This is a genomic window from Sphingomonas sp. P4_G3 (assembly GCF_056401105.1).
The window spans coordinates 150,182-167,240 of sequence record NZ_JBFUJZ010000005.1 but is presented as its reverse complement, the minus strand read 5'-3'; the positions used below and the strand labels follow the sequence as shown (position 1 = coordinate 167,240).

The 17,059-nt window shown below is 63.3% G+C and carries 12 protein-coding genes; 4 read left to right on the top strand and 8 right to left on the bottom strand.

What is annotated here, in order from left to right; translation table 11 throughout:
• The first annotated feature begins 40 nt into the window (after window positions 1-40).
• Window positions 41-820 carry a 3-keto-disaccharide hydrolase gene (locus AC1DQQ_RS14955; protein ID WP_478042280.1) on the top strand — a complete coding sequence of 260 codons (780 nt, stop codon included), beginning with the start codon at window positions 41-43 and terminating at the stop codon, window positions 818-820.
• Window positions 821-1,067: 247 nt separating this feature from the next.
• On the opposite strand, the gene AC1DQQ_RS14950 is transcribed toward AC1DQQ_RS14955, so the two are convergent.
• Window positions 1,068-1,382 (bottom strand): hypothetical protein, encoded by a 315-nt coding sequence (locus AC1DQQ_RS14950; protein WP_478029700.1) that lies wholly within the window; start codon window positions 1,380-1,382, stop codon window positions 1,068-1,070.
• Window positions 1,383-1,670: 288 nt separating this feature from the next.
• On the opposite strand from AC1DQQ_RS14950, the gene AC1DQQ_RS14945 reads away from it, so the two are divergent.
• The 3 genes from AC1DQQ_RS14945 (at window position 1,671) to AC1DQQ_RS14935 (ending at window position 3,468) form a co-directional block, all read left to right on the top strand.
• Window positions 1,671-1,952 carry a hypothetical protein gene (locus AC1DQQ_RS14945; protein WP_478045628.1) on the top strand — a complete coding sequence of 94 codons (282 nt, stop codon included), beginning with the start codon at window positions 1,671-1,673 and terminating at the stop codon, window positions 1,950-1,952.
• A 30-nt stretch (window positions 1,953-1,982) separates the two neighbouring features.
• Entirely contained in the window at window positions 1,983-2,273 is a 291-nt protein-coding gene (locus AC1DQQ_RS14940; RefSeq protein WP_478045627.1) for a hypothetical protein, read from the top strand.
• Between the two features lie 148 nt (window positions 2,274-2,421).
• Window positions 2,422-3,468, top strand: a complete 1,047-nt coding sequence (locus AC1DQQ_RS14935) for an LLM class flavin-dependent oxidoreductase (protein ID WP_478045626.1) — start codon at window positions 2,422-2,424, stop codon at window positions 3,466-3,468.
• A 3-nt stretch (window positions 3,469-3,471) separates the two neighbouring features.
• Here AC1DQQ_RS14935 and AC1DQQ_RS14930 read toward each other — a convergent pair whose 3' ends face one another.
• The 7 genes from AC1DQQ_RS14930 to AC1DQQ_RS14900 form a co-directional block, all read right to left on the bottom strand.
• Window positions 3,472-4,371 carry an ROK family protein gene (locus tag AC1DQQ_RS14930; protein WP_478042283.1) on the bottom strand — a complete coding sequence of 300 codons (900 nt, stop codon included), beginning with the start codon at window positions 4,369-4,371 and terminating at the stop codon, window positions 3,472-3,474.
• Between the two features lie 107 nt (window positions 4,372-4,478).
• Window positions 4,479-6,797 (bottom strand): GH92 family glycosyl hydrolase, encoded by a 2,319-nt coding sequence (locus AC1DQQ_RS14925; protein WP_478042284.1) that lies wholly within the window; start codon window positions 6,795-6,797, stop codon window positions 4,479-4,481.
• 20 nt (window positions 6,798-6,817) lie between these two features.
• Entirely contained in the window at window positions 6,818-8,227 is a 1,410-nt protein-coding gene (locus AC1DQQ_RS14920) for a glycoside hydrolase family 125 protein (RefSeq protein ID WP_478029694.1), read from the bottom strand.
• Between the two features lie 38 nt (window positions 8,228-8,265).
• Entirely contained in the window at window positions 8,266-10,554 is a 2,289-nt protein-coding gene (locus AC1DQQ_RS14915) for a GH92 family glycosyl hydrolase (protein WP_478042476.1), read from the bottom strand.
• A gap of 53 nt (window positions 10,555-10,607) precedes the next feature.
• Entirely contained in the window at window positions 10,608-11,666 is a 1,059-nt protein-coding gene (locus AC1DQQ_RS14910; RefSeq protein ID WP_478045625.1) for a glycoside hydrolase family 43 protein, read from the bottom strand.
• A 78-nt stretch (window positions 11,667-11,744) separates the two neighbouring features.
• Window positions 11,745-14,774 carry a TonB-dependent receptor gene (locus tag AC1DQQ_RS14905; protein WP_478045624.1) on the bottom strand — a complete coding sequence of 1,010 codons (3,030 nt, stop codon included), beginning with the start codon at window positions 14,772-14,774 and terminating at the stop codon, window positions 11,745-11,747.
• Window positions 14,775-14,994: 220 nt separating this feature from the next.
• The gene (locus AC1DQQ_RS14900) at window positions 14,995-16,944 is read right to left on the bottom strand and encodes a glycoside hydrolase family 2 protein (RefSeq protein ID WP_478045623.1); all 1,950 of its coding nucleotides are present in this window, start codon (window positions 16,942-16,944) and stop codon (window positions 14,995-14,997) included.
• Between the last annotated feature and the right edge of the window lie 115 nt (window positions 16,945-17,059).

Sequence of the window (17,059 nt, the reverse complement as noted above, 5' to 3'; positions counted from 1 at the left end):
GCGGCTCCGCTGACCGAACCCTATCGAGAGGAAGAATGCGATGAAATCGATCCTGCGGGGCGCTAGCCTGTTGCTGGCCATGGCCCCGTTTGCCGCCCTGGCGCAGGACGCCAAGCCGAAGCCGGAGGACACGGAGGTCTGGTCCCCCACCGTGCCGGTAGTGACCCCCAGCAGCAGTGAAACGGCATCGCCGCCATCCGACGCGATCGTGCTGTTCGACGGCAAATCGCTGGATCAATGGGTGAATGTGAAGGACGGCGCGCCGGCGGGCTGGACCGTGGCGGACGGAATCGCCACCGTGGCGAAGGACAAGGGCAACATTCAGACGCGCCGATCTTTCGGCAGCTATCAGCTTCATCTCGAATATCGCATCCCAGCCAATGTCACCGGGACGGGTCAGGCACGCGGCAATAGCGGCCTGTTCCTGGCGTCAACCGGCCCAGGCGATTCCGGCTATGAGCTGCAGATTTTGGACAGCTACAAGAACGACACCTATGTCAACGGCCAGGCCGGCGCGATCTACAAACAATACCCGCCGCTCGCCAATCCGGTGCGCAAGCCGGGAGAGTGGCAAAGCGTGGACGTCGTGTGGGACAAGCCGATTTTCGACGCGAATGGGACGTTGAAGACCCCGGCCCATGTCACTGCCTTTATCAACGGCGTGCTGGTCCAGAACCATGTCTCGTTGCTCGGCGAGACGCTCTATATCGGCAAGCCGAGCTACAAGGCGTTTGATCGTGCGCCGATCAAGCTACAGGCCCATGGCGATCCCAGCCCGCCGATCAGCTATCGCAACATCTGGGTGCGCGACCTGGGCTGAGCGGTAGATTGACGCCAAGCGCCGCTGATTTGAGCAAGCGGCCGCATTGGTCCGCTTGCCCGACCATCGGCTCTTCTCCGCTTGAGCGCGAAGAGCAAATCAGCGCGCCGCCGCTATTCTGCCCAACTTTTCAATACGATCGAATAGAAAGCGGAACATTCCTTCGTATCCCACTACATCGTCGCCGAGCTCAGCCGGGGCGCGTTAGGGATCTGCGGGAGCGGCATCAACCGCTCCCGCCGTGCGTTCATTTTTTCCGGAGTTCGACGATGTCGTTCACCGCGGGCTTTCCGTCGACCACACTGACATGGGCGAAATGACCCTCGAACAGATGATCGATCCTGACATGTCCGATAAGGTCGCGGCGATAGGCCGGACCGGGCCCCTTTTGGGGACCACCCAGGATATTGACGCGATAAACGGTGAGAACCTGCCCAACCTTCGCGCCGTCTTCTTTCCCGACGCAAACAACCGTGCCGGTGGCGTCTTCGGCGACAATCGATCCACGCATGAAGAACGCGTGCCGAATGTTTGCGGCGATGACTGGAGAATTGCTGAGCATCGCCAGTCCGGCGAGCGAAAGAATGATCTTTCTCTTAAGAAGCATGGCGTAAATCTCCGTTGGGCAACCTGGCCCATGCAAGAAACATGACCCCCATTAGTCATACTTCATCTGGTTTAATTACGACCGCCGCCCCCTGTGATGAATACGTATAATTACGAAGGCGCCTCGATTGCGTGGCGGCCATCCACAATTATTTGACGGACGAAAATGCCTATGTCGGGTATTTACGTATATCCCGCGATTTGTTGCGAGCCGATCACCAGTGAGGTAGTTCGGGAGGCAGAAATGACCGCACTTGGTATCGGAGGGCGATCGGCGAACAAGTCGCTGCTCGTGCATTTCACCGCAGCGGGCGCCCTTATTTTTGGCATCAGCTTTATCCTCTGCTGGCTTCTGGCGTTTGTGCCGGTCAGCGCGACGCACGCGTTTATCACGCTATTCACCACCGCCGACACGACATCCCCGACCGCTCTGGTCCAGGGCCTGTGTTGGTCGCTCGTGTTCGGCGCCTGGTTGGGCTTCCTGACCGCCGCCGTCCACAGTGTCTTGAACCGGATCGGCTTCTGACACGCTCACCCGACCAGAGGAATTTTCAGAATGAAGACACCCCTTATCATCGCGACTTTCGCGATCTTGTTTGCTGCTCCGGCCTTTTCCGCGACCAAAGACACTCACGCGCGGCATCATCCGCGCAAGACGACGGCGGCCAAAGTCGTCCCCATGGCGGCCAAATGCCCGATGATGGATAAAATGGACATGGCGATGAGCGGGCCGGGCAAGATGAAGATGAAGGGGAAAGGAGCCATGTCCTCTGACATGATGGCGAAATGCATGAAGGCGAAGCCCGCACTTGCAAAACCCGCCGCCCGACCCGGCAAGGGTCGCTAGCGGCGTGAAGGCCTCGCTGGTCGCACCGGCGATCCCGGCATCGGACTCGACAATGCCCGTCAGAGGATCCTAGTCTATCGCGATCCGGTGGCACTCAACGCCAATCCTAACGGATCGGAAACAGTGAAATTCCGACGGGCGACTTGCGGTGCGAGCGATCGACCGCCAGCTCTCCGGCATGAAGAAAATCGGCTTCCTTTCGTTCGGACATTGGTCCGCATCGTCGCAATCGGCGACCCGCTCCGCCAGCGACGTACTGCTGCAATCGATCGACCTCGCCGTCGCCGCCGAGGAGCTTGGCGCCGATGGCGCCTATTTCCGCGTGCACCATTTCGCGCAGCAACTGGCGTCGCCATTCCCGCTGCTCGCGGCTATCGGCGCCAGGACCAGCCGCATCGAGATCGGTACCGGCGTGATCGACATGCGCTACGAGAATCCCTTCTACATGCTGGAGGATGCAAGCTCCGCCGACCTGATCAGCAGGGGACGCCTGCAGCTCGGGATCAGCCGCGGCTCGCCCGAGCAGGTCATCGATGGTTGGCGGCACTTCGGCTATTCGCCGGCGGAGGGCCAGAGCGATGCCGATATGGGGCGCCGCCATGCCGAGGTGTTCCTCGAACTGTTGAAGGGCGAAGGCTTTGCCCAGCCGAATCCGCGGCCGATGTTTCCCAATCCTCCCGGCCTGTTGCGACTGGAGCCGCACGCGCCCGGTTTGCGCGAGCGTATCTGGTGGGGTTCGGGGTCGAACGCCACCGCGATCTGGGCGGCGCAAATGGGCATGAACCTGCAAAGCTCGACGCTCAAGGCCGACGAATCCGGCGAGCCGTTCCACGTCCAGCAAGCCAAGCAGATTCGCGCTTACCGCGCCGCGTGGAAGGAAGCGGGCCATAGCCGCGAGCCTCGCGTGTCGGTGTCGCGATCGATCTTCGCGCTGATGAACGACCAGGACCGCGCCTATTTCGGCCGTGACGGCGGTGGCGACCAGGTCGGGGTCATCGACAATATGCGCGCGATTTTCGGCCGCTCCTATGCCGCCGAGCCCGACCGCCTGGTCGCGGAGCTAAAGGCGGACGAAGCGATTGCCGAAGCCGATACGTTGCTGCTGACCGTGCCCAACCAGCTCGGCGCGGAGTACAACGCGCACGTGCTTGAAAGCATCCTCAAGCACGTCGCCCCGGCCCTCGGCTGGCGATAAGTCTCAACCGGCGGCGTTGGCGGCGAGCGCGATCGAGCCGAGCGGGCCGGCCAGATCGCCCAGCCGCGGTGCCACGATATAATCCCCCCCGCGGGGTAGGGGCATATAGCCCGCGAGACTCTCGATCAGCGCCGCATTGACCCGGTCGAGCAAATGCGGCTGGCCGGAGACGACGCCGCCGCCCATCGCGATCCGATAGGGCCCGGTCGCGCACACCAACGCATGACACATGGCGGCAAGCGTGTGGACGATCGGGTCCCATACCGGATCATCGGGCGACAGATCCGATGGCGGCCGTCCCTCCAGCCGGGCAAGCAGCGCCGGCCCCGAGGCGAGGCCCTCGACGCAATCGTCATGGTAAGAGCACGCGCTTTTTACCCGATCGGCCGGCAGCCGCGGTACCCGGATATGGCCCAATTCGCTGTGTCCGATACCGCGCGTGGGCTGGCCGTGGACGATCAGCCCGACGCCGACTCCCGTGCCGACCGTGACATAGGCGAAGTCGCTCAACCCCTGCCCGCTGCCCCAACGAATCTCCGCCAAAGCGGCGCCATTGACGTCGGTGTCGAAGCCCACAGGCACGGAGAAGAGTGCCGACAGGATGCCGCGAACGTCCGCGCCCCGCCATCCGGGCTTGTTGGTGCTGGTAATCCGGCCATAGCGCCGGGAATCGGGATCGAGATCGAGCGGGCCGAACGAGGCGATGCCGATCGCGGCGAAGCCATGGTCCCGCTCCCAGTCCGACAGAATCGCGCAGATCGCGGGCAAGGTCTCGGATGGCGTGGTGGTCGGCACGGTCCGCTGATCGACGATCACGTCGGGGCCGTATGCGAGCGTACACACACATTTCGTGCCGCCAAGCTCGACACCGGCAAAAAACGGAGACGACCCGCCGGCACTCATTGCATCACCGCGTTCATCGTCAGCACACACCACGCACACACCATTGAAACTGCTCTCGACTGTCTAAAAAATATTCGGCGCCGCGCTGCGGCTCCGTGTCCTGGGGGTTACGCCGGCCCGCGTGCGAACGAGGGCGGGCGATCGCGTTTCGCCGCGCCGAACCGCGATGGCTGCGCGCCCATCTCGAAGACGAGATCGCCGCCCTGGATCAGCTCGGCATGCGCGATCCAGTTCTTCGTCCAGGGCTTGCCGCGCCAGCGCACCGATTGGACGTACGGACGGTCGGGCCCGTTGGCATTGGCGCGCACGATAAGCGTCCGGCCGTTGCCGACATCCACCTCGGCGACGTCGAATAGCGGCGACCCGAAGACGTAGATCGCGCTGACCGGATCCACCGGATAGAAACCGAGCGCGCTCAGCACGAACCAGGCGCTCATCTGGCCGCAATCGTCGTTACCGATCACGCCGTCGGGATCGGCCTTGTACATCTCGGTCAGCAGCCGGCGGACCATTGCCTGCGTTTTCCACGGCGCGCCGCAATAAGCGTAGAGATAGGCGACGTGCTGATCGGGTTCGTTGCCATGAGCATATTGCCCGACCAGGCCCGAAATGTCGGGCGGCGCGTTGGCCGGCAAGGTCGACGGGCCGTTGAACAACGCGTCGAGCTTGCCCTCGAACACCGCGTCGCCGCCGAAATGCTCGATCAGGCCATAGACGTCATGCTGGTTGAGGAAGGTCGCCTGCCAGCCATTGGCTTCGGTATAATCGCGCCACTTGGGCACGTCATGGCCGAGCTGGATCGGGTCGTACTTCTCCCACCACGAACCATCGGTAAAGCGCGGGCGCGCAAAGCCGATCTTGGGATCGATGACGTTGCGATAATTCCGCGAACGCTTGCGCAGGGTAGCCGCATCCTCCGTCGCGCCGGCCGCTTCCGCCAGATGGGCCATCGCCCAGTCGTCATAGGCATATTCCTGCGTACGGCTGACCGATTCCCAGATCTTGTCGGCAGGAATGTAATTCAGGTCGTAATAATAGCCGCGGCCCAACGAGCCGTCGGAATCCTTATAATCGCGATCGAAGGCCCGGCGGCGGATATTGGGCCAGGCCGCGGCATAATCGGCCTCGATGCCCTTGGCATGCGCCTCGGCGAGCACCGACACCGAATGCCAGCCGATCATGCAGCCGGTCTCGGATCCCTGAAGCGTCCAGACCGGCGGGCCATAGGGACTTTGCTGCGTCTGCCGGATCAGGTCGCGCACCAACAGTTTCGCCTGATCGCGATTGATCAGTGTCAGCAGCGGATGGAGCGCGCGATACGTGTCCCACAGCGAATAGGCGCTGTACGCGCGCTCGCCCTGCGCCAGCTGATGCACTTGCCGATCGAGCCCGACATATCGCCCGTCGCGATCGGCGAACAAGGTCGGCGCAAGCTGCGCGTGATAAAGCGCGCTCGCCATGATCGTGCGCTGCGCCTCGGTGCCACCCGAGACGCGTACCCGGTTGAGCGCGCTGGCCCAGGCGGATCGAGCGGCGGCATGGACGGCATCGAAATCCCAACCGGGGATCTCGGCCAATGCGTCGTGCGCGCCCTTGACGTCGACGCCCGACAGTCCGGTCTTGATCAGGATCGGATCGCCGCCGGCATCGTCGAAAAACAGCGCGACCTTGAGCTTTCCCCCAGCGACATTCGTCGCGTCCTTGGCGGCGGGCGTATCGTCATCGCCGAAGAACTGGACGCGGTCCGGCTTGCGCGACAGCCGCATCGCGAAATGGATATGCCGCCCCTTGGCCCAGCGGTTGACCGTCCGGCTGCCCGTCAGCACCCCGTCGGAATCCACTGCCAGCGAGGCATTCTCGAGCAGCCCGCCTTTGTCCGATGTGTCGAGCATCGCATGGGCGAAATCGATCAGGATATGCGCCGGGCCGCTCGGGAAACGATAGCGGTGGAGACCGCAGCGATCGGTGACGGTCAACTCTGCCTGGACGCCCGATTCCAACCGAACGCGATAGTAACCGGGCTCGGCATATTCATCGGAGAAACGCTGGCGATAGCCCTTGTCGGGATCGCCGACCGGCCCCGGCTCGAGCATCAGCGGCTGGCGCGTCGGCACCACCAAGATGTCGAGCATATCGCCGATGCCGGTGCCCGACAGATGCGTGTGGCTGAAACCCATGATCGAGCGGTCGTCGCGGTGATAGCCCGAACACGCGTCCCAGCCGATATTGTTGGTGTCGGGGCCCAGCTGCGCCATGCCATAGGGCAGCGACGGCCCCGGAAAAGTATGGCCGTGCCCGCCCGTGCCGACGAACAAATCGGGCCGGGCGGCGACCGACGGCGCTGCCCAGGCTAGGCCGGGCATCGCATTGCCGAGCGCGGCAAGACCGGCGCCGGCGAGCAATTGGCGGCGGCTGGCGGTGATCATCGTTCTTCCCTTCCGGATTATCAGATGCGGCCGGCGAGGATCGCCGGCTTGCGCGCGGCCAACTCGACGATCAATTGACCGAACAAGGCATTGGCCCAGGCGAACCAGGACCGCGTGAACTTTGCCGGCCGATCCTTGTCGAAGGATTCGTGCATGAACCCGGTGCCGCCATGCGTCGCCTTCAACCAGCGCAGGCATTGGATGATCGTCGCGTCGTCGTCGGCGTTCATCGCATGAGTGACGATCGACATCGGCCAGATCTGGTCCATCCCGACATGCGGGCCGCCAATCCCCTCGGCCGCCTTGCCGCGGAAGAAATAGGGGTTGCGCGGACTCCAGGCGAGCGCCGCGGTGCGCCTGAACAACGGATCGTCGCGCCTGGCTGCGTCGATCAGCGCAAGGCCCGACAGGCTCGGGACGTTGGCGTCGTCCATGAACAGCCAGTTGCCGAACCCGTCAATCTCATAGGCCCAGACCCGGCCGCCCTGCCCGTCCGGAACTAAAGCATGGGCCTTCAACGCGGCCTCGACTTCGGCCGCCAGCGTCTCGCAGTCTCGCGCCGCCACGGCGTCGTTGCGCGCCTGGCGATGGACCATTGCCAGCTGGCGGAGCGCCGACACCGCGAACAGGTTCGACGGGATCAGGAACGGATAGACGCACGCATCGTCAGACGGCCGGAACATCGAATGAATCAGGCCGATCTTCCTGGTCGGCGCGCCGTAACCGTCGAGGATCAGCGAGTCGGTCGGCTGTGCCGCGGCGCGCTGAAAATGATACGGCCCCTGTCCGTCCTTGCGCTGCTGCACACGGAAGGTCGCGACCGCGAGCTTCATCGCGCGTGCCCAGCTATCGTCGAACGGCGCCTTGTCGCGCGTCGTCGTCCAATAAGCGTGGCTGAGCCGCATCGGATAGCAAAGCGAGTCGATCTCCCATTTCCGCTCGGCGACGCCGGGCCGCATGTCGGTCTGGTCCTTTTGCGACCATTCGAGATCGCTCCTGGCCGCCGCGTCCTTCATGAAGGCATTGGCATACGGATCGATCAGGATGCAGCGCGCTTGGCGCTGGATCAGCCCGTGAAACAGCCGCTGCAACGCTGGGTCGCGCGGCGCGAGATGGACATAGGCCTGGACCTGCGCCGAGCTGTCGCGCAGCCACATTGCCTCGATGTCGCCAGTGATGACGAAGGTGTCGGGCTTGCCGTCGACCGACCCGGTCTCGACCGTGGTGTCGAGCGTGTTGGGATAGCAATTCTCGAACATCCAGGCGAGTTCGGGATCGGCGATGACGGCCTTCACCCGCGCGATCTCGGCCTCGACGGCCGGGCTAGTGAACAGCCGCCGGGCGAGCGGCGGGCGCTTGCTGGCGAAGGACGCCGCGCGGGCTGCGATCGGCAATGCCGCGTTGAGCGCGATGGCGCCGGCTCCGGCCATGATGTGGCGTCGATTGGGGGTCAGCGTCTTTCTCCGGGTCACTTGGCGGGAGCGCTCATCGAGAAGGGCGCGGCCGCCTTGGTGCTCGCCCATTGCTTGTTCGGCGTCGGCCCCATCACGAACCGCAGCGTGCCGCCCTGCGCCAACGCCTCGCGGGTGAAATAGGCCATATCGTGCGGTGCGCCGTTGAGCGTCACCGACTGGATATAGACATTGTCGGGGCTGTTATTCTCGGCCTCGATCGCCAGCGTCTTGCCGTTGGGCAAGGCCAAAGTGACCTTCTGGAACAGCGGGCTGCCGATCGCATATTGGCCGACCGTCGGCGTCACCGGATAGAAGCCGAGCGCGGACCAGACATACCAAGCCGAGGTCTGCCCGTTATCCTCGTCGCCGGGATAGCCATCGGGAGTCGCCGAATAGAGCCGCTTCATCACGTCGCGGGCGCGATATTGCGCTTTCCACGGCGCACCGGCCCAGTCGTAGAGATAGATCATGTGCTGGATCGGCTGATTGCCATGGGCATATTGGCCCATGTTGACGATCTGCATCTCGCGCGTTTCGTGGATCACCGAGCCATAATAGCTGTCGTCGAAGATCGGCGGGGTAGTGAAGATGCCGTCGAGCCGATCGACGAACTTCCTGTCGCCGCCCATCAGGTCGATCAGCCCCTGCGTATCCTGCATCACGGCCCAGGTGTAGTGCAGTGCATTCCCCTCGGTGAAGGCATCACCCCATTTGTAGGGATTGAACGGCGTCTCCCACGACCCGTCCTTGTTGCGTCCGCGCATCCACCCGCTCTGCGGATCGTAGAGCTTGCGGTAATTCTGCGCGCGTTGGGCATAAAGCTTCGCATCCTCGGTCTTGCCGAGCGCAGCGGCGAGCCTCGACAGCGAGAAATCGGCGGTCGTATATTCGAGCGTCCGCGCGGCATTTTCGTTGATGCCGACATCGTAGGGCACGTACCCGAGCCGGTTATAATATTCGACGCCCTCGCGGCCGACGGCGCTCACAACCTCGCCCTTCTTGTCGGTCGGGCGGCCCGCGCTGGTCGTCGCGTTCTTGACCATCGCCTTGTAGAGCGTTTCGACATCGAAGCCACGCACGCCATTGGCATAAGCATCGGCGATGATGTTCGCCGAGTTCGACCCGATCATCACGTCGCGATAGCCGGGGCTCGCCCATTCGGGCAGCCAGCCGCCCTCTTTGACCGTGTTGGCCAAGCCCTGCATCATCTCGCTGTCGCGCTCGGGATACATCATCGCGAAGAACGGGAAGACCGCGCGCCACGTGTCCCAGAAGCCGTTGTCGGTGTACATGAAGCCGGCATGGACCTTGCCGTCATAGGGGCTGTAATGGACCGGCTTTCCCGTGGCATCGATCTCGTAGAACATCCGCGGGAATTGCAGCATGCGATAGAGCGCCGAGTAGAAGGTCCGGCGATTATCGAGATTGGGATCCTCGACCCGGACGCGCGCCAGCTGCGTTTCCCACGCCTGCTTCGCCTTGGCCTGGGTCTGGTCGAAACTGTCCTTGCCGACCTCCGCGTCGAGATTGCGCGCCGCCTGTTCGGGGCTGATGAACGACGACGCAACCTTCACGCCGACCTGCTCCCCCGCCGCGGTCTTGAAGCTGACCACCGCGCCGACATGGCCCCCTTCGCGCGTCTTGGCGGCGGAGAGCTGGTAATTGTCGTCCCAGGTGCGAGTGACGGTGAAATCGTGGTCGAATTCGGCGACGAAGTAATTGTGGAAATTGTCGGGCACGCCGCCGCTATTGTTGCGGACATAGCCGGTGATCCGCCGCTTGGCCGGATCGATCGTCACCATCGATCCGCCGTCCTGGCCGTCGATCAGGATGTGCGCGTCGTCGCTCTTGGGAAACGTGAAGCGGAATTGCGCCGCGCGCGCGGTCGGGGTAACTTCGGCGGTGACGTCGTAATCGGCCAGATAGACCTTGTAGCCGTACGGACGGGCCTCCTCCGCCTTGTGGCTGAACCAGCTAGCGCGATCCTCCTGCTCGATCTTGAGCGGACCGGTCTCGGCGAACAAAGCGAGCGCGGCGTAGTCGTTCATCCAGGGGCTGGGCTGATGCGTCTGCTTGATGCCGTTGATCTTTTTCGCGGCATAGGTGTAGCCCCAGCCGCTGCCCATCTTGCCGGTCACCGGCGTCCAGAAATTCATCCCCCAGGGCACCGCGATCGCCGGATAGGTGTTGCCATAGGACAGAGCATGGTCGCTGTCGGTGCCCATCAGCGGGTTGATCAGATCGACCAAAGCGGGCCGCGGCGTCGCGACGGACTGCGCGAAGGCGGGCGCTGCGCTGCCGATGACGGGCGACGACAGCAAGGCACCTGCGCTCAGCAAGGTCACGATGGTCCTGATCACGATCGGCGTCCCTTTTTCATGATGGCCGACAGCGGCCGCGGCGCGATGCCTTCATTGGTCATGACCACCGGTGCGATGGTCCCGTCGGCATTGAACGTCATGCGATCGATCGCCAGTTGGCGGTGGTCGCCATTGTCGTCGCCGAGCGGCCGGCGATGATAGACGATGTACCAATCGTCGGTGCCCGGCACGTTGACTACCGAATGGTGCCCCGCGCCGCTGGCGATGTGGAAATCCTGTGCGAGGATGGTGCCCCTCGGCTCGAATGGACCGAGCGGGCTTTTGCCGGTCGCATAGGCGACGCGATAATCGGGGCCGGTCCAGCCGCCCTCCGACCACATCAGATAATAGATCCCCTTGCGCTTGATCACGAAGGAGCCCTCGACATAGCCGGGCGGGGTGATTTCCTTCCATGTCGTACCGTCCGGATAGGGTTCCACCGACTTCAGATCGGGGCTCAGCCGGACGACGTTACAATGGCCCCAGCCGCCGTAATAGAGGTAGGTCCGGCCATCGTCGTCGCGATAGACGAAGGGATCGATCGGCTGCGCGCCATTGTGGAAGGCGGGCACCAGCGGATGGCCGATCGCGTCGCGAAACGGTCCGCCGGGACTGTCCGACACGGCCAGGCCGATGCCGCCGGTTTCCTTGTCGCTCTGAATGTCGTTGGCGCCGAAGAAAAGGTAATATTTGCCGTCACGCTCAATCGCCGACGGCGCCCATACCGCATAGGCCCCCCATTTGATGCTGGCGATATCGAGCACGTGCCGATGCCGCGTCCAATGGACGAGATCAGGTGAGGAAAACGCGTCGAGGAACGTCTGCTTGAGATATTCCGGACGGATCTTCGGCTTGGCGCGTTTCGCCGTTTGGGCGGCGGTGAACGGCGGCATGGGATCGGGCTTGCCGCTATCGTCCGAATAGGTCGGATAGATCCAATATCGTCCGGCGAAGATGCGGATTTCGGGATCGGCATACCAGCCGGGCACGATCGGGTTGGATGCGAGCACGGGATGCGGCACCGCCAGCGCAAGCCCCGCCGCGGCAAGGCGCATCGCTATCCTTCGCATGCCGTCTCGGCCCCCTTGGTTGGGACGGCGGTGGAGAGGAACCGCCGTCCCGGTTACGATCGATCAGAACTTGTACGAGGCGCCAAGATAGAAGCGGCGACCGGTGTATTGCGATGAATAGTAGCGGGCCTTGGTGTCGTTGCCCAAATGCGACCTCGCCGTCTCCTTGGTGAGGTTGATCACCGCGCCGGTGATCGTGAGATTGTGGAACACTTCAACCGAGGCGTTGAGGTCGACCTGCTGGTACGGGTCGTCATAGACGTTGAGCCCCGACACCAGCCCCTGCACGCGCTCGCCGCGCCGGTTGTACGACGCCCGCAACAGCACCGGTCCCTTTTCGTAGAATAGCGAGGCATTCCACTGCGTCTTGGCGCTGCCGACCAGCGGCGAGGTGCCGATCTTCTTGCCGTCGAGCGAGACGTCGGCGACCGATGTGTGGTTATAGGTGAAGTTCACCTGCGCACCGAGGCCGAACGACAAAGTGTGCTGTGCATAGACTTCGACACCTTCCGACTTGGCGCTCGAGCCGTTCGCCTGGGTCGAATAGGACTGGACCAGCACGGTCTGCCCCTGCACTTCCTGGTTCAGGTCGAGCACCAGCGGCACGACGAAGTTCTTCACATCCTTGCGGAACGCCGCGACGCCGAGCACCGAACCCGGGTGGAAATACCATTCCGCACCGATGTCATACGCCCAGGCCGAGAATGGCGAGAGATTGAAATTGCCGCCGTCACCCGACCAGCCGGCCCGCTCGCCGAACTGCGCGCGATCGAAGGTGTAAGCGTCTGAATGGAACGTCAGCGAGCGCGCCGAAGCGAGGTCGTTATAGGCGGGGCGCGCGACCACCTTCGAGACCGCGGCGCGGACCAACAGGTTCGGCGTCACGTCCCACGAGATGTTGAAGCTCGGCAGCACGTCCGTATAGCTCTTGGACTCGCTGTTCGGGCTGAAAACGCGGACTTCGCGCTGGCTCTGCGGGATGACCTGGCAATTGCCGTCCGGGCCGATCGGCCGGTTGGGATCGAACGGGCCGCCGGGGCCGTCGACGCAATAGTCGTTCTCGAAATACAGCGTATCGGTCGACGTGCCCGTCTGCTTCGTGTTCGCGATGCGGATGCCGATATTGCCGCGGATCGGACCCGACTTGAAGTTCAGCTGGGCATAACCGGCCCAGATCTTCTCCCCGATCCTGTAGAGGTTCTGCGGCTGCGGGACCTTCACGGCCTGACCATAGGTCGAGTTCAGATAGTTCAGGTAGCTGGTCATGTTGATCGCCGGGAAGGACGACGCCGTGAACCCGCCGGGGATATTGCTGATCGGATTGCTGTAGAAGAAGGACGGCTGCGCCACCGCGCCCTGCGGCGTGTCCTGGAAGCGCAGCAGCGTGGCCGGATCGGCATACCAATCCTGCTCTCCGGTCGAACGCTGGACGCGGCCGTCGCGCCACTTGCCGCCAACCTGGATCGAGCTGATGAAGAAATCATCGAAGGTGCGCGTCACGTCGATCTGGGCGTAGCGCTGCTCGATGCTGCTGTTGGTATAGCCCGATCCGGTCGACCCGGTATCGACCTGGGCGATACCCGCCAGGATGTTCTTCTGCACATCGGGCGAGAAGGTCATGCCCAGGTCGCCGCCGCTGAAGTCCCAGCTGCTCAGGAAGTTGCCGTTCTGCGTGACGGCACCAGTCAGGCGAGGCTTCACCGCGACTTTCATCTGTTGCGACGGACCGCCGGTCGACTTCGTCTTGCCGACCACGAACGACACGGCAAGGTGGCCGAGATTCCAATCGCCATGCAGGTCGTAGGTGTTCGAGATCTGCTTTTCGCGCTGATAGATGGCCGACAGCTGCGGCGTTTCCATCGTACAGATCGGAGTGTTGGCGGAGCAGCCCTGTCCCGCCGGCGGCACCTGGAAGGTCGCCGACTGCATGACCGTGCCGCTCTTGTCGAACTTCGCGCCAGTGAAGAAGTTGCCATAGCCCCATTCGGGGATCTTCAGTACATTGTCTTCTTGCGTGCGATTGAGCTGGAAGCGGAAATAATTGGCGGTGAGGCGCAGATTGTCGAACGGCTTGAAGTCGATCGTCGCCTGAATGCCGATGCGCTCGCGCTTGTCGGTGGTGATCTGCTCGTTGACCGACTGCGGCGCCCAATAGCCGTTATAATGCTGACCCGATTGCGTAGTCGGGGCCTTGTCCTCCGACCAATAGGTGATCGCGTCCTGGTTGGGCAGCACGTTGCCGTTGACGTCGGTCGCCGGCTTGCCGTTGCGGCCACCATCGGTCCACCATTGCCAACTCTCGGTCGAGCCATCCATCTCGCGGTTGGTGCGCTTCTGCCAGCTGCCGCCGACCAGCAGGCCGATCGTGCCGGCGTCGTTGCGCCATGAAATCTGACCGGTGAGCTGCGGTTCGATCTTGTCGGTGACGTCCGAATCGGTACCCTCAGCCGAAACGAAACCCGACCAGGGCTTGAGATCGAGCGGCCGGCGCGTGCGCAGGATGACGGTGCCGCCGACCCCGCCTTCGTCGAGCCGCGCTTCAGGCGACTTGTAGACCTCGACGCTGCCGATCATGCTCGACGGCAGCAGCAAATAGTTGAACGAGCGCGACGGATCGCCGGAGTCGGTGCCGGCGATGAAATTGCCGTTGAGCTCGGTCAGCGTCAGATCGGAATTCAGGCCGCGAATGCTGACTCGCGAGCCTTCGCCGCCGTCGCGGGAAATGATGACGCCCGGCACGCGCTGCAGCGCATCGGCGACGTTCTTGTCGGGGAATTTGCCGACATCCTCGGCAGTGATGACGTCGATAAAGGCGTTGGCCTCGCGCTTGGTCCGCAAGCTGGCTTCGATCGACTGGCGATATCCGGTGATGGTGATTTCGCCGGCCGAGTCGGCAGCCTGGGGATCGGCGGGTTGCGCGCTAGCGTCGGGCGTAGCGGGTACGGCGGGCGCAGTCTGCGCCTGCGCGATGCCGGAGAAACCGCCCGAGAAACCAATTGCCGCGCCGGCGGTCAGCATGAGGTCGCGAATCAGCCTGGCCCGCGACCGGGTGCATGCTGTGCCCAAGCCAAGATCGATGTGACGAATGCTCATATGGATCTTCCCTCTTCCATGAGTGAGGGCGTTATCGCCCTCCGTTTTTCTTTTCGTTCGACGCCGCGGCAGGGCTCGAAGCCCGTCCGCCAACCTGTCGCGGCGCAATTCAGAATATAAAAAGCAATTTGTCAATTAAATTGTCCGGCGTGATTTTTGGTGCTCGGGCGCAGCTCCGCCCTCATCGCAATCTAAGATTTTGTCTTATTAATTCAGTGTATTACTTCGCATCCGGCAACGCCCGCAGCGGAGCCGCGATTGCCGACAAGGCCTCCGGCGACGCCTTGGCGCGCGCGCGATCATAGGTCAGCAGGCCGTTGATCTCGTCCTCGACATCGGTCGTCTGGGTATAAATCGAGGCGCTCAGTCCATCCTCGCGCGCGGCGCGAATGACCCCGGCCATCTTGCGGCGGAAACGGGCGAGATAATCCTCCTCGCCGGTCGCCACCTGATAGCCCCAATTCTTCTTTCCGGGCCGCCAGATATGACCCGCAATCGGCATGCCGATGCCGCCATATTCGCCGATCACGATCGCGCGGGCAGACTGGCGCGTCGGAGTATTGGGCACATCCTCATAGGTGTGGATGTCGAACACGTCCGAGGCGCCGGGCGCGACGTCGAGCCAGCCGCTATCGGCATCAACCAGCCGGCCAGGGTCCATGCCCTTGACGTATCGGGCCAGGGTCGCGGAATCATACTGCCCCCAGCCCTCATTGTTGACCACCCACATCACGATCGAGGGAAAGCCGCGCAGGTCGCCGATCATTGCGGCGAGTTCGTTCTGGTTTTCCGCCATCGCATCCGACGACAGCACTGCCTGGCTTTTGCTGGTTCCGGTGACGAATTGATCCTCACCGCCGCCGGACGGCATGTCCTGCCAGATCAACATACCGAGGTGATCGGCGTCGTAATAATAGCGCGCCGGCTCGACCTTGATGTGCTTGCGCAGCATGTTGAATCCGGCCTTTTTGAGAAAGACCAAGTCGCTCTTCATCGCCTCTTCGGACGGCGGGGTGTAGAGGCCGTCGGGCCACCAGCCCTGGTCGAGCGTGCCGTTCTGAAAGAGCGGCTTGTTGTTGAGCAGCATCGCCGGTTGCCCCGCGACGTTGCCCGGACCGACCGAAATCTTGCGCATCGCGAAATAGGCGTCGACCGTATCGCGCGGCGTGCCGGCGATGCGCGCCGCGGCATAAGTCCGATCCTCGCCCGCGGTGAAGCGCGCGTCATAAGCCTTGCGATCGCGCTCCTCCTGCCCGGCATAGGGATCGGCGACGGTCACCAACTCGGCCTTGAGGTCATAGAGATAGGGATCTTCGGGCGACCACAAGCGAGCATTGGGAATCGCCAGCGTCGCGCGGCGATTGGCCCGGATGATCGTCGACGCGATCACCTTGCCGCCGGCGCTCTCCGTGAGCTTTACCGCATCGGTGTCGTTCGCCCATCCGCTCAATGCAACCGCGACATCGACGACTCCGCGGTCGATGTCGGGCGTCGCGCGAACGTCCTCGATATGGAGTTTGGGCACGGGCTCGAGCCACACCGTTTGCCAGATGCCGCTGACCGCGGTGTACCAGATGCCCGAGGGATCGAGGATCTGCTTGCCGCGGGGCTGCGTGCCGGCGCTGGTCGGATCGGCGACCTGCACGATCAGGTCGTTGCGGCCGGGCTTCAGATAATCGGTGACGTCGAACCCGAACGTGTCGAAGCCGCCTTTGTGCGACCCGACGACGACGCCATTGACCCAGATCGTCGCGGCAAAATCGACCGCGCCGAAATTGAGCATGACGTGCTCGCCCGCCCAATCCTGCGGCACGGTGAAGCTGCGGCGATACCAGATGCGATCGTCGGGCGTGACCTTGCGGGCGACGCGCGACAATTTCGATTCGACCGGATAGGGCACCAGGATCTGGCCATCCATTCGGGCCGGCTGCGGCGCCGAATCCCTGGCGATCGCATAGTCCCACAAGCCGTTGAGATTGAGCCAGCGCTCCCGCTTCAGTTGCGGCCGGGGATAGCTGCGCCAGGCATTGTCGGGCGTGACGTCCTTGCCCCACCGGGTCATCAGGTCACCGGCATAGACGCTATCGCCCGCTGGAGCAGTCTGCGCCGCGGTGTCGATCGCGCTGATCGCCAGGATCATCGACGCGATTGCTGCGATTAGCGTGCGCATGGCGTTTCTCCTCGAGCGTTGGACCATCGGTCAGCGATCAAATTGGTGAGCCCAGGGCGCGCGGGCTGGCGCAGCCCTGGGCTCTTGCCTCCGTCGAGGGGGGAGGGGAACGGAG

Excerpts from the sequence above, each read along its gene's own strand:
- AC1DQQ_RS14930 (WP_478042283.1), bottom strand. The coding sequence starts at position 4,371 with ATGAGTGCCGGCGGGTCGTCTCCGTTTTTTGCCGGTGTCGAGCTTGGC.
- AC1DQQ_RS14940 (WP_478045627.1), top strand. The coding sequence starts at position 1,983 with ATGAAGACACCCCTTATCATCGCGACTTTCGCGATCTTGTTTGCTGCT.
- AC1DQQ_RS14950 (WP_478029700.1), bottom strand. The coding sequence starts at position 1,382 with ATGCTCAGCAATTCTCCAGTCATCGCCGCAAACATTCGGCACGCGTTC.
- AC1DQQ_RS14900 (WP_478045623.1), bottom strand. The coding sequence starts at position 16,944 with ATGCGCACGCTAATCGCAGCAATCGCGTCGATGATCCTGGCGATCAGC.
- AC1DQQ_RS14955 (WP_478042280.1), top strand. The coding sequence starts at position 41 with ATGAAATCGATCCTGCGGGGCGCTAGCCTGTTGCTGGCCATGGCCCCG.
- AC1DQQ_RS14945 (WP_478045628.1), top strand. The coding sequence starts at position 1,671 with ATGACCGCACTTGGTATCGGAGGGCGATCGGCGAACAAGTCGCTGCTC.
- AC1DQQ_RS14905 (WP_478045624.1), bottom strand. The coding sequence starts at position 14,774 with ATGAGCATTCGTCACATCGATCTTGGCTTGGGCACAGCATGCACCCGG.
- AC1DQQ_RS14925 (WP_478042284.1), bottom strand. The coding sequence starts at position 6,797 with ATGATCACCGCCAGCCGCCGCCAATTGCTCGCCGGCGCCGGTCTTGCC.
- AC1DQQ_RS14910 (WP_478045625.1), bottom strand. The coding sequence starts at position 11,666 with ATGCGCCTTGCCGCGGCGGGGCTTGCGCTGGCGGTGCCGCATCCCGTG.
- AC1DQQ_RS14920 (WP_478029694.1), bottom strand. The coding sequence starts at position 8,227 with ATGGCCGGAGCCGGCGCCATCGCGCTCAACGCGGCATTGCCGATCGCA.